Below are 13606 nucleotides of genomic sequence, written 5' to 3'. Positions count from 1 at the left end.
CCTCTTCTCCTTTAGTCATATCTTAAGGAATTTGTAATGAATTATTCACACAAAATGGAGTGGTTTCTGTTATGATATAGTTTAGTCTGCGAGGTGAATTCCCATGAAATTCCATTATCCTAATGGAAAAAGGTATACGGAAACGAAATCATCTTCTAAAAACACGAAAGTTAAACAAGTCTCCTACAGTAACCGTGGGATGACGTTAGAGGAGGATATCAATGAAACCAATCAATATTATCTGGTTCACAAAACAGCCGTTATCCATAAAAAACCCACTCCAGTCCAAATCGTGGATGTTCATTATCCGACCCGGAGTGCAGCGGTAATCAAGGAGGCTTACTTCAAACAGCCTTCCACCACTGACTATAACGGGGTCTATAAAAGCAGGTACATTGATTTTGAAGCGAAGGAAACGAAAAACAAAACCTCCTTTCCCCTTCAAAATTTCCACGAGCATCAAATCAACCATATGGAAAGTGTTTATTTGCAGGACGGCATCACATTCGTATTGCTGAGATTTTCCCTCACTGAGGAAGTATATCTGCTCCCTTTCCAGGCTTTGAAAGCTTTTTGGGACCGGATGATAAGCGGGGGCAGGAAATCCATAAGGAAAGAAGAAATTGAGGAAGCGGGCTATAAAATTCCATTGGGACTACATCCCCGTGTCGATTACTTAAAAATAGTCCATCAGTTATATTTTTAGATGAGCACAAATGAGATAATCTATAGTTTATCTCATTATAAGTAGTATAAATCAAAACTTAGACAATACTAAAAAGACAGAAGATTGAAAGCGAGGAAACAATATGGCTGGTCAATATAAGTCAAGGGAAGAAAAGCGTCTAGCCCAGCAGAAGTCTAACACAAAGAAAACCAAAAAAGGCTCAATGGTGAAACGTGTAATCATATCTTTATTTATTATAGGAATTATCGGTATGTTAGCTGGAGCAGGTTTGTTTGCTTACTACGCATCCAGTGCCCCGAAGCTTGATGAAAAATTACTGAAAGACCCGGTAGCGTCAGAGATCTATGATATGAATGGCGAATTGATTACTACTGTCGGTAAGGAAAATAGAGAGTATGCCAACTTTGATGAAATTCCTCAATCAATGCAGGACGCAGTCTTAGCTACAGAGGATAATCGTTTTTATAAGCATAATGGAATCGACCTGATTCGTCTGGGCGGGGCTGTCATTGCCAACATTACAGGCGGATTTGGTTCGGAGGGTGCCTCAACCATTACCCAGCAGGTAATCAAGGGGTCATTCCTCAGTCCTGATAAAACCTTAAAAAGAAAAGCCCAGGAAGCTTGGCTTGCACTCAAGCTAGAGCAGGAATATACAAAAGAAGAAATTTTCGAAATGTACTTCAACAAAGTATACATGTCGGATGGAATTCATGGAATGGCTACTGCGGCTGACTACTATTATGGTAAAGAAATAAAGGATATCAAGCTTCATGAGGCGGCATTGATTGCCGGTTTGCCTCAAAGTCCGAATAACTATAATCCACTTGACTATCCTGAAAAGGCTAAAAAACGCCGTGACATCGTTCTCTCCCTAATGGTTCAGCATGGTAAAATAACTGAAGCCGAAAAGAAAGAAGCTCAAAGTATCCCGATCACTGAAGGGCTTGTTTCTAAAGAACAGCGCGAAAAAGAAAATGGAAATAAATACCCTGCATATGTGGATGCAGTTATTGATGAAGTCGAAAAAATGGGTGACTATAACCTGTTTTCCGATGGTTTGAAGGTCTATACCACTCTTGATACGAATGCGCAGAAGCGTGTCGAACAAATCCTGGCAGGTGAAGCGACAAGCTTCACTTATCCCGACCAGGAAGGCGGCATCATGCAGGCCGGTATCACTCTGATGGATACTCAAACCGGTGAGATCCGCGCTATCGGCGGCGGCAGAAATACCGAGGAAGAGGTCCAGCGCGGCTTCAACTATGCCATTGATACCAGACGCCAGCCCGGATCTACAATCAAGCCTCTGCTTGACTACGGTCCTGCTGTAGAATATCTGAAATGGTCGACGTATCATATCTTGAAGGATGAGCCTTATAAATACACAGACGGGCCTGAAATCAACAACTATGATATGGAACACAAAGGCGATATCACGATGAGAGAGGCCTTATGGGATTCACGCAACGTTACGGCATTGAAAGCATTCCAGGAAGTGGGTCCGGAAAAAGCTGAAGAATTCGTGAACAGGCTCGGACTTGATTTCGATCATTATTACGAATCCGCTTCAATAGGAGCCGTCTCGCCAGGTATGAACTCTGTACAAATGGCCGGTGCATATGCTCCTTTTGGTAATGAAGGGATTTACAATAAACCTCATACGGTTAAGAAAGTTGTCCTTCGTGATGGCGAAACAGAGATCAAAAACGAAAACAAGCCAGAACCTGCAATGAAGGAATACACGGCCTATATGATTTCTGACATGCTGAAAAGCGTAATCGATCATCCAAGAGGAACTGGTGCCCGCGCGAAAGTACCAGGTCTCCCGATGGCAGGTAAATCAGGAACAACAAACTATGACGAAAAAACAAGGGAAGCAAACAATATCCCTAAATCACATGCTCCAGATTCATGGTTTGTCGGATATACAACAAATTATACAGCTGCTGTATGGACTGGATACGATAAACAAAACCAATTCTCATTAAGCCCATCAGACCGCCACGTAGCCCAATTTATCGTCAAAGACTTAATGAGCTATGTTCATGAGGGTGTCGACACAGCAGACTTCAAGAAACCAGGAAGCGTGGTTGAAGTTCAGGTCGAAGAAGGAAGCAACCCGGCAAAACTGCCGAGTGACTACACACCTGATGATAAGATCATCACTGAACTATTTGTAAAAGGAACAGAGCCTACAAAGGTTTCCAAAGAATTCGATAAGCTTGATGCACCTAAAGGTCTGAAAGGTAAATTTAATAAGAAAGATCAAACGATCACCCTCGCATGGGACTATGATAAGAAGAAAAAAGATGATGTTACATTTGAAGTTTCTGTCCTTATAAATGGTGCAGATAAGCAAGTCCTTACTACAACCGACAAAACCGGTTTAAATGTGGAAAACATCACTTCCACAGGCACATTCACCTTTGAAGTTGTCGCTATTAAAGATGATCAGCGAAGTGACCCAGCTACTGTGAATGTCAATGTAAAGGGCAATGACGATAATGATGAAGATCAAGGTAATGGCAACGGGCAAGGCGACGGTACTGGTAATGACCAAGGAGAGGATGATGGCAGCACCGGCGGCGAAGATGGAGAGAATCCACCTTCAGATGGTGATGGTGATGGTGAAGATGACGGAACCGGTACTGGTGATGGTACTGGTGATGGTACTGGTGATGGTACTGGCGATGGTACTGGTGATGGTACTGGTGATGGTACCGGAGAAGGCACTGGTGACGGCGGTACCGGTGACGGCGGCACTGGAAACGGCGAGCGTTCAGACAGTGAATCTTCCTTCCCTAATTTGTTCAATCAATAAATATAACAATAAAGGCAGCCCGGAAATCCGGGCTGCCTTACTTTTTGTTCTTTTTCAGCTTACTTATGGCCATGTCCTTCGCAGTCTGTTTATGCTGCTCCTGAAATAATTCCTTCAGCTGTACAAAGGATTGATACAGTTTTGGATTCTGTCTGATGAATGCTATCCTCTCTTCTGCATTAACCGGTTTAAGTGAGAGCATTTCGAGCTGCTGCTGCCATTCTCGTAATACTACCGGGACCGAATTACTCCAAAACAGGAGCATATAAAATAGAGCAACCCCTTTTTTCATGTGTAGCTGAACAGATTTATCTCGGGATTTAAATCGTTCATCAAGGACCTCTTGTACTTCATTCCAGGCGGCTATTACGTCTTTTACTGCACTATAACGATCGTCCCAAGGCGGATCCACGATCTCTTTCCCCCTGAAATATAACATTTCATACGCAAAGAAATGCCTTTCTTCCAAATAATGTCCTGTACTGACGAGCACTTCATCTTCAGTATAAAAATACGGGTCTGACAATTGCTGTGGAACTTTCAAGAGAACCGCATTCATATCTTTTCCTTCTTCTTCATTCTTTTCTGGCCTTCCCGGCACAAATCTAGAAGCGGACAAATATCACATTGTGGGGACTGGGCTTTACAGTGGTACCTTCCGAAGAAGATCAATCGATGGTGGGTTTCAGACCATTCCTCCCTCGGAATTTTTTTCATTAAGGTTTTCTCAACTTCAAGCACACTATCTTTCCATCTGCAGATACCCAGGCGCTTACTTACCCTCTCCACATGCGTGTCCACCGCCAGTGCAGGTTCTTCAAAGGCTACAGATACCACAACATTTGCCGTCTTCCTTCCAACACCCGGGAGTTTGACCAGTTCGGAATGCTCCTTAGGCACCTCTCCCCCGTGTTCCGTCAAAAGAATCTCACTCAGCTTCTGGATATTCTTAGCTTTATTTCGGTAAAGTCCAATTGACCGGATGTCCTGCTGAAGCTCTTCCAAAGTGACATTCAAATAATCCTGCGGGGTTTTATATTTTTCGAATAGGCCCTTCGTTACTTTATTCACTAACGCATCCGTACACTGAGCTGAGAGCAATACAGCAATCACTAACTCAAATGGATTTTCATGGCGCAATTCACAATGTGCATCAGGAAACATTTTTCTCATTTCATCCAAACAGATTTGTATTTGTTTATTATTAAGCACTCTCATCTTCCCCTCACTCTGATTACCTTTTCGTATGTAGTATACACTAATAAAGGGACTGTCCCTACTATTGGGTGCAGTCCCTTTACACTTTCATTACTGTTCCAGCCAATTATAGAAAGGAACCGACTTTCTCTTAGGAACGGAAGCATCATTCTGAGCCGGCGGTTTTTGATGCGTTCTGAACTTTTGACTTTGATTGCGGGCATCCTCTATCGTTTTAACACCGTTCTTCTTCCATTCAAATAAGATTCGGTCGATATACCTGAAATTCAGCTTTCCAGAAATGACAGCCTCTCTGAGGGCAGCTTTGATAATCGTGGAATTATGTTCATCCTGATCCAGCCACATGCTGAGCGTCTCACACTCCAGCGGTGAAAGAGGACGGCCGAATTCCTGCTCGAAGATTGAATAGATGTCGGCTTCTTCTTCCATGGATTTTTGCATTTGTTTCATCTTTGAATCTTGAATGACAAAGTCAGCAAGCTTTTCCCATAATGGAGCCAGCGAGTATTTCTCGAATAATATCCCATCTGCGGATGAGCCTTCTTCGATCGTCAGGAATTGGTGCTGCATCAGCTTTCTTAAAATGGACGAGCAGTATTCGGACGATATACTCATATGTTCTGAAAGTTCTTCCGGAGTTGGAAAACAGTTACCTTTTTCAATCTGCCCGTAAATATGCAGCAGCAGGACAAACTCAGATTCATTTAATCCAAGCGTATGATAATTTGTCAATAATATTTGTGGAATGTTCAGGGTCCCTTCTTCGATCCAGGACACCATCAATTGTTTATAATCCATATACGGCACACCTCACCTTTAAGTATATCATGCTTATTATCTATGTCGATATGGATGTGTTCAGAAGAATTATTTAACACTTATAAATCTGGCACATTGAATACCGCAGTTGATTTCCGTGGAAGACTTCGCTTTCCGCGGGCGGCCGGTGAGCCTCCTCGGCTTTGCCTGCGGGGTCTCACCTGTCTCGCTTTTCCCGCAGGAGTCTTCGTCTTCCACTCCAATCAACTGCTAGATTCACTTAAATGAAAGAACAGTGTTGAAAATATCCTAAAAAGATAAAAACAGATAATAAAAAGCTGACTTTGTGCTGCATTTCTGCAATAAAGTCAGCCTAATATTAACTACATTATGGGTATAGACGGTTTAACAGACGCGGGAATGGGATTGTTTCTCTTACGTGTTCGACTCCGCTGATCCATGCTACTGTTCTTTCAAGTCCGAGACCAAATCCTGAATGAGGGACAGATCCATATTCCCTTAGTTCCAGATACCACTTATACGCATCCGATGCCAATTCATGTTCTTCGATACGTTTTTTCATGAGTTCTGCGTCGTGGATACGCTCAGAACCTCCGATGATTTCCCCGTAGCCTTCAGGCGCGATAAGATCGGCACAAAGCACTACGTCATCGCGATCGGGATCAGGCTGCATATAGAATGGCTTCAAGGATGTCGGGTAATGAGTAATGAATACAGGTTTATCATATGTTTCAGCTATCGCTGTCTCATGTGGTGCCCCGAAGTCATCTCCCCATTCGATATCATCGAATCCTTTTTCGTGTAATAACTTGACCGCATCATCATAAGTGATTCTTGGGAATGGCGCTTTGATTTGTTCCAGCTTTGAAGAATCCCTTCCCAGACGATCTAATTCAAGCTTACAGTTTTCAAGAACCGATTGGACGATGAAGGAAACGTATTGTTCCTGAACTTCCAAATTGTCCTTGAAATCATAAAAAGCCATTTCAGGTTCAATCATCCAGAACTCGATCAAGTGACGGCGCGTTTTGGATTTTTCAGCCCTGAACGTAGGACCGAATGAAAATACTTTTCCAAGTGCCATCGCAGCTGCTTCCATATATAGTTGTCCACTTTGAGAAAGATAGGCATCTTCGTCAAAGTACTTTGTAGCAAACAATTCTGTCGTTCCTTCAGGCGCACTGCCTGTAAGGATCGGCGGATCTACTTTGACAAACCCTTCTTGATTGAAGAATTCATACGTAGCCCTGATGATTTCATTACGGATTTTCATCACTGCATGCTGCTTGCGGGAACGAAGCCATAAATGACGGTGGTCCATAAGGAATTCAGTACCATGCTCTTTTGGTGTGATTGGATAATCCACCGCTTCATGGATGACCTCCACTGATTTCACTTGCAGTTCATAACCAAAAGGTGAACGGGAATCTTCAGAGACAACACCTGTCACATATAAAGACGTTTCTTGAGTCAGCGATTTTGCTTTTTGAAAAATTTCTTCTTCGACTTCGCTCTTGACTACAACTCCCTGAATGAATCCAGTTCCATCACGGAGCTGAAGGAATGCAATTTTACCACTTGAACGTTTGTTGGCAAGCCAGGCACCGATCGTAACCTCTTCACCAACAAACTTACTTACTTGAGAAATTGTTGTTTTCACGATTTTTTTCCCTCCAAAAAAACTAACACGCTATATGTATCGTACTATATTATACAGTTCGAGCCGCTTTGTCGCAATAGATAGAAAAGCGGAGGCGGCTTGCCCAGAGGCGACAAGCAAAAGACAGGGCAGCCATAAAGGCGTTTTTTGCCTTTTTGGATGGCATGGCTTATGTCTCGAGCCTCTAGCCGCCGGAGCTGGACAATCCTAAATAATATAAGGGCAGAACGTGAAATACGATCTGCCCCAGATGTGTTATTGACTTTTCTTTACAACGAATTCATGCATTCTTTCAATTGCCTGCTCCATGGATTCAAGGCTGGTTGCATAGGATAGGCGGATATTATCTTCTGAACCGAATCCCGATCCAGGGATTACGGCAACTTTTGCTTCCTCTAAAAGGGCTTGAACGAAGATGTCAACACTTTCATAACCTGTCAACCGGGCAGCTTCTTTCACATTCGGGAACAGGTAAAAAGCACCTTGAGGCTTGATGCAATCAAAACCTGGTATATTGTTTAATTTACTGAAGACAATATTCAAACGTTCCTCGAATGATTTTCTCATTTCTTCTACGGGCTGCTGATCCCCCATGTACGCTGCTACTGCACCGTATTGGGATGTGGTGGTAGGGTTTGATGTTGAATGGCTTGCCAGGTTCGTCATGGCTTTGATGATCGTTTCATTACCTGCAGCATACCCGATTCTCCAGCCAGTCATCGAATGGGATTTTGAGACACCATTGATGATGATTGTCTGTTCCTTCAGCTCATCGGAAATTTCTGCAATGGAAGTATGTCCGTTTCCATCATAGACAAGCTTTTCGTATATTTCATCGGATACAATCAGGATATTCTTTTCCAAACACACTTGGCCGATTGCCTTCAATTCATCGGAAGAATAGATCATGCCGGTTGGATTGCTTGGAGAATTGATGATGACAGCTTTTGTTTTTTCTGTAATGGATTCTGACAATTGCTCAGGTGTTATTTTATATGAGTTCTCCTGCTTGCCTTCCACAATTACTGGGTTTCCGCCGGCGAGCTTTACCTGTTCAGGGTAGCTGACCCAATATGGTGTCGGAATGATCACTTCATCCCCGTCGTTCAATAACACTTGAAATAAGGTGTAAAGAGCATGCTTCGCTCCACTTGTGACGATGATTTCAGAAGGTTTATAAGTAAGGTTCTGATCTTGCTTGAATTTATTGATGACAGCGTCTTTCAGCTGGGCAGTACCGCCCGAAGGGGTATATTTTGTGTGCCCTTCAATCAGTGAATCATATGCTGCCTGGATAATATGCTGCGGAGTATTAAAGTCCGGTTCTCCCGCTCCCAAACCGATTACATCGATACCTTGTGCTTTCATTTCCTTTGCTTTTGCTGTGATTGCCAAGGTTGTAGAAGGTGTTAATGCACTCACTCTTTTGGCTAAAGATAAATTCATCGATTTGTTCCTCCTAGTAACTTATAGGTTTTCAATTTTCTTCCACCATTCCCCATTGGAGAAAAGAAGATAAAAATAGTTTAAATTTTTCTGCTTATCCAAGTAGGTGATTTCCCATACAGGACCTACTGATTCATGCCCTAATCTCACAGATAATATTTCCTCGGGCTGCTTTTCATCATTTAGTTTATTAATTGCTTGCTCTTTCGAAATACCATCAGCCCATTTTTTCACGATTATTTCTTCTTTTTTTTCAGGCACAAAGGCAACCACTTTTTCGTTTTGATCATCCTTGCCTGTGATGACTGTATAAGATTTCGCACCGTGGTAGATGCTTGCCTTCTCAATTGTTCTTATAGGTGTCTCATCAAGTACACGTTTGGAGGCTTGGTCAAACTCTTTCTCTACCGGTCCTCTTGCACTCTTGTAAAGAAGTACGGAAGCTGTACCAGTCACAATGACAGCCGCCACTAAAATGATTGTAATCCACTTTTTCATATTGAACCTCTTTATGTACGATATATGGTCAGTACAGCCTGACTTTGATCCTCGGGATCCAGGGCTAAACCAAACATGTAATCATCTTTTTTTAATGTTCTATTCAATGTATCCACTATTTTATATAAATCATCTGTATAAGAAATTCGAACCGTGGAAAGAATCTCAATTTTACTCTCCAATGCAGCTTCCTCCTTTGCCATATGACTGTTTACAATGATGCTATGGTACGCAGGTGGTTTCATGATCATAAGAAACACTAAACACATTATAACAACATTCTCTATGGTTATGGTAGGCAGAAACTTAAAAAACTTTACCATTAATTCTGATTAAAAATTGGAGGCTGACAATTGAGTCAGCCTTTTTCGGATTGTTCATTAAATGCCCCGTCATCTTGTTCGAATGTGAGTACTTCATAATTATGTTTGTTGAACTTTATCGTGATCAGTCCATGCTGCCCTGTTAAGTATAGGTCGATCCAAGCTTCATTTATCGCTTCAAGCAAGTCACCATTTAATAATTTCTCTTTTGAGCGGTAGAGTAGGGCAGTCTGCGGATCAATATGCTTGATCAGAGGATCTGAGATACACTCAGTCCTTGAATGGAGAGGGATTTTGACGATGTTCACATTCTTTAAAGGCTTCTCCATGAAAACATCTTCAGCATGCTTTGATTGTGAGCTCAGCCATAGAAAACGGTGCTGGAAAAAAGTAAGCGAAAAATCCAAACCCTCCTGTTTTTCATTTCCTTCATGGATCACTTCGAGTGCCAGTTCTGAGGACAAAGGATATACGTCCCCTTCTTTCAAGCTCTGTACCGCGGAAGCTTTACTGTTTATAAGGATGCCGGAAAATGAAGCCCCGGCTATGAGCTCATTAATCGAATATTTCTTTTCCAGTTCCAATAGCGCATCACTAAATATCTCTGATTTTTCTGTAAGGATTATGGCTTTTATTTCTTTGATATTTATTTGATTCAAATAATAATGAAGTTCTTTTAGTTGAGTAAGCGGTCCCGTGTTGATCAGAAAATTCTCACCTGAAGGTAAATGAAGAACTGCAACCTCGCCGTTCTTTAGAGGCAAAAAGCTGATGGCGTATTCATTTTGTCCTAGATTCAAGTCTAATTCAGGCACCTTTACCCCGTAACTAGCCGGTATAACAAAATTAAACAGCAGCAAAGCGCATATTACCACTCTCATATTCCATGCCTCCAGTTTTCATCTATCCTTTATCTTGTGTTAAAGAATGAAAAATAAACAGCACTCGCTTACGAGCATCTCAACACATGGAATATGAAAGAAGACGAACCGGCAGTTATGCATTTTTTGCATAGCCTGGTTCGTCTCAGGGATTTCTACAGCCAATCTTCTATCCACTCAATCAAATCGTATAGGTCCCCTTCTTTGACTTTCATGGAAGGGATCGATTGTATGAAAGCATTGCCGTAACGGGTTGTCTTAATTCTGCGGTCATAGACGATCACGATGCCTCGGTCACTGCTTCTTCTTATCAACCTTCCTACACCTTGTTTGAAACGGATTATCGCTTCCGGTAATGAATGACTTGAAAAAGGGTTTTTCCCTTGTGCTTTCAGAACTTCAGATTTAGCTTGAGTCACCGGTTCGTCTGGCGGGGAAAATGGTAATCGAACTAAGGCAAGACACGACAAGTCTTCCCCTGGGATATCCACGCCTTCCCAGAAACTGCTCGTTCCAAACAGGATGGCTTTATCAAAGCGTTGAAAGTTCTTCGTCAATCTCGTCCGGCTGCCCGAAGTGATTCCCTGCGCCATCAGAACATAATCTTCGAGCAGTCCGCTTTCTTTCATCAATTCATAGGTTTTTCTCAGCATGTCGTATGAAGTGAATAAGATAAGCATTCTTCCTTTAGTGGCCTGAGCCACTCCAATCAAGTGAGAACTGATTGATTCTATATACTCCTCATTCGATACTTGCTGAATTTCAGGCACGTCATTAGGGATGAATAACGTGGCCGCTTGAGCATAATCAAAAGGAGAAGAAAGCTGAAGCTCTTTCATTTCATCGCCTGATAAGCCGATCTCGTTCAAGAAATATTTGAAGGAATCACTCACCGTCAGCGTTGCGGACGTAAGGACAACACTCTTCTTATTTGAGAATAGGTCCTTTTTTAAATTTTGCGCCACAGCTACCGGCTGTGCCTGAATGACCAGACTATTTGGCAATGAGCGGGTATCCCCATCCAGCCAAAGGACATAATCGGTCATCTCCTTGAGAAACACTGTCCGGAACGCTTGACATAATTCATTCCACTCAACCAGAAAGCTGTAGAATTCTTCTACGAGCGCTTTTTCACTGTCTTTAAGCTTCAGCTTTTTTGATTTAATTGTATCAAGAATATCTTGAAATTCCTTATCTATCATCTTCATGACTGAAATGACTCTCTCCATTGCCATTTGAACAGGCTGCCAGCTTCTGCTATTTTTCATCTCATCTGATATTCTAAGCTGAATCTTCTGGGCTCCCGTTCTTTTTTTCGCATGTTTAAAGAACACATTGGAAAGAACGGATATCGCCTCTTCCATGTCGATATAAAATTGATGGATATGAGTATCCAGTTCAAAAGAATGAAGAGTTCCTTCAATATCATACGTAGTCATGAGCCCGTACAAGCGATCATACAGCTGCTTTTGTTCAAGAGTCCCCAGTTGGGAAGTCGTGAATTTTATGGACAGATAGTCTAATACAATTCCCAAGTGCTGCCTTGCGGACTTTTCCAGGTGATGGGCTTCATCAATGACTAAGTAGTCGAAGGAAGGGATTAAGCTTCCCTTATTGATGAGGTCTGAAAGCAGCATAGAATGGTTGGTTATGATGATGTCAGCAGATTGAGCACGTTTCCTTGCATGTAAATAGAAATCCTTTGATACCCATGGATCTTTGCTGTGAGGCAGGTGCCATCCATCATGCCGGAGCCGGTTCCAAAACAATTGCCCGCCTGAAGTAAGGTTCAGTTCGTCTATATCTCCTGTTTTTGTTCTGGTCAGCCATACTAAGATTTGCATTTTCGTCAATACGACGTCATATTGGGGATCTGTTTCCCGCAGGGACTGCTCAAATTTAAATAAGTTTATGTAATGATTTTTCCCTTTTAACAACACTGTCTGAAATGAGGCCGGGCAGATTTTTTCAAGCAGCTTGATTTCCTTTTGCAATAATTGTTCCTGCAGCTGTGTAGTAAAAGTGCTGACCACCACTCTTTCACCGTGCTGCTTAGCGAATTGCAGCGAAGGCCATAAGTATCCCAGTGATTTACCGACACCTGTACCGGCTTCCACCACCAGATGCCTGTTTTCCAGAAATGAATCGCTTACTTCATTCATCATCTGAATTTGTGCTTCTCTTTTCTCGTATGAAGGAATATGCATTTCAAGATATTTGGAGATTTCCAAGTCGATTTCATCAGACATGGACAGAGCTGGCTCAAGATCATTTTTCTTAAGGAGTGCTATCCCTCTGTATACCTCAAGGTCCATTGAAAGGTCTTCCACATGCCTTTGTTTTTGAGCGACGATTTCATCAAACAGTAAAGATAAGTCACTCTTTAGGTAGCCTGAGAGAGCTTGAAGCTTCTCCAGGGTAACGAGCGGCAGCACCTCAAGCGTATTGATAAAATGAAGCAGAAGCTCTGCAGTTACATAGGCATCGCTATCTGCCTGATGAGGTCTGACATGGCTCAATGACAGTGAATTTGAAAGTTCAGTCAGCTTAAAGCTGTCTGCAGAAGGCATCGCTATTTTGGCTAATTCAACCGTATCGAAAGCAGGACCCTTGAATGTATTGTATCCTGCTTCTTCCAGCTCCGCCTGTAAGAATGAAAGATCGAACGTTACATTGTGTGCTACAAACACGCCGTTATCCAATAATTCAAGTATTTTAGGAGCAATCTCATGGAATTCCGGAGCATCCTTGACCATCTCATCATTTATTCCCGTCAGTTCTTCAATGAAAGGAGGGATGGGCTTGCCCGGAGAAACGAATGATGTGAATTGATCGACAATCTCTCCGTTCTCGATGATGACTGCTGAAATTTGTATGATTTTTTCTCCTTTTCTAGGAGAAGTCCCTGTTGTTTCCAAATCCACAACAATTAATTTGAATGGTAACATTTATTCTCACTGCCTTTATATATATCCGTCTTATTCGCTTATACAATATGATTTCTAAATAAGTGTACCATAATTCAATTTAGAAGGCTCATAAACTCAATGAATGACAATTGAACTTCTGCAGCCAGCCAGATAATTTTTAACATGAAATCTGCCAGCTCAATAACGCTGTTGATTTCCGTGCAAGACTTCGCTTTCCGCGGGCGGCCGGTGAGCCTCCTCGTCGCAATCCGCTCCTGCGGGGTCTCACCTGTCTCGCTTCTCCCGCAGGAGTCTGCGTCTTGCACTCCAATCAACAGCTGGGACCAGCAAAACAAAGTTATATTTTAATAAGGCTGTG

The 13606-nt window shown here is 42.3% G+C and carries 12 protein-coding genes; 2 read left to right on the top strand and 10 right to left on the bottom strand.

Annotation, left to right across the window (positions count from 1 at the left end; genetic code table 11):
• The first annotated feature begins 103 nt into the window (after window positions 1–103).
• Both recU and HWX64_RS19870 read left to right on the top strand, forming a co-directional pair.
• A complete protein-coding gene (gene recU, locus HWX64_RS19875) occupies window positions 104–706 on the top strand; it encodes a Holliday junction resolvase RecU (protein ID WP_175991242.1) in 603 nt (200 codons plus the stop codon).
• A 103-nt stretch (window positions 707–809) separates the two neighbouring features.
• Window positions 810–3512, top strand: coding sequence for a transglycosylase domain-containing protein (locus HWX64_RS19870; protein WP_175991241.1), 2703 nt, complete (start codon window positions 810–812; stop codon window positions 3510–3512).
• Between the two features lie 37 nt (window positions 3513–3549).
• Here HWX64_RS19870 and HWX64_RS19865 read toward each other — a convergent pair whose 3' ends face one another.
• From HWX64_RS19865 to HWX64_RS19820, 10 genes are all read right to left on the bottom strand, one after another.
• On the bottom strand, window positions 3550–4071 hold the full coding sequence (locus tag HWX64_RS19865; protein ID WP_175991240.1) for a YpoC family protein: 522 nt from the start codon (window positions 4069–4071) through the stop codon (window positions 3550–3552).
• Window positions 4068–4724 carry an endonuclease III gene (gene nth, locus HWX64_RS19860; protein WP_175991239.1) on the bottom strand — a complete coding sequence of 219 codons (657 nt, stop codon included), beginning with the start codon at window positions 4722–4724 and terminating at the stop codon, window positions 4068–4070. Before nth ends, HWX64_RS19865 begins: the two co-directional genes overlap by 4 nt.
• 96 nt (window positions 4725–4820) lie before the next feature.
• Window positions 4821–5528, bottom strand: a complete 708-nt coding sequence (locus tag HWX64_RS19855; RefSeq protein WP_175991238.1) for a DnaD domain-containing protein — start codon at window positions 5526–5528, stop codon at window positions 4821–4823.
• A 349-nt stretch (window positions 5529–5877) separates the two neighbouring features.
• Entirely contained in the window at window positions 5878–7170 is a 1293-nt protein-coding gene (gene asnS / locus HWX64_RS19850) for an asparagine--tRNA ligase (protein WP_175991237.1), read from the bottom strand.
• Between the two features lie 255 nt (window positions 7171–7425).
• Complete coding sequence (locus tag HWX64_RS19845) at window positions 7426–8616, bottom strand: pyridoxal phosphate-dependent aminotransferase (protein WP_175991236.1); 1191 nt, start codon at window positions 8614–8616, stop codon at window positions 7426–7428.
• Between the two features lie 21 nt (window positions 8617–8637).
• The gene (locus HWX64_RS19840) at window positions 8638–9114 is read right to left on the bottom strand and encodes a DUF5590 domain-containing protein (protein ID WP_175991235.1); all 477 of its coding nucleotides are present in this window, start codon (window positions 9112–9114) and stop codon (window positions 8638–8640) included.
• Between the two features lie 11 nt (window positions 9115–9125).
• Complete coding sequence (locus HWX64_RS19835) at window positions 9126–9296, bottom strand: YpmA family protein (protein WP_175991234.1); 171 nt, start codon at window positions 9294–9296, stop codon at window positions 9126–9128.
• A 176-nt stretch (window positions 9297–9472) separates the two neighbouring features.
• Complete coding sequence (locus HWX64_RS19830) at window positions 9473–10318, bottom strand: hypothetical protein (RefSeq protein WP_175991233.1); 846 nt, start codon at window positions 10316–10318, stop codon at window positions 9473–9475.
• A 155-nt stretch (window positions 10319–10473) separates the two neighbouring features.
• Complete coding sequence (gene dinG / locus HWX64_RS19825) at window positions 10474–13266, bottom strand: ATP-dependent DNA helicase DinG (RefSeq protein ID WP_175991232.1); 2793 nt, start codon at window positions 13264–13266, stop codon at window positions 10474–10476.
• 74 nt (window positions 13267–13340) lie between these two features.
• On the bottom strand, window positions 13341–13562 hold the full coding sequence (locus HWX64_RS19820) for a hypothetical protein (protein WP_175991231.1): 222 nt from the start codon (window positions 13560–13562) through the stop codon (window positions 13341–13343).
• Window positions 13563–13606 lie beyond the last annotated feature (44 nt).

The sequence above is a fragment of the Bacillus sp. Marseille-Q1617 genome, from assembly GCF_903645295.1.
GTDB lineage: Bacteria > Bacillota > Bacilli > Bacillales > Bacillaceae_B > Rossellomorea.
Note: the sequence above shows the minus strand (reverse complement) of the source record. Positions and strands in the feature narration are given on the sequence as shown.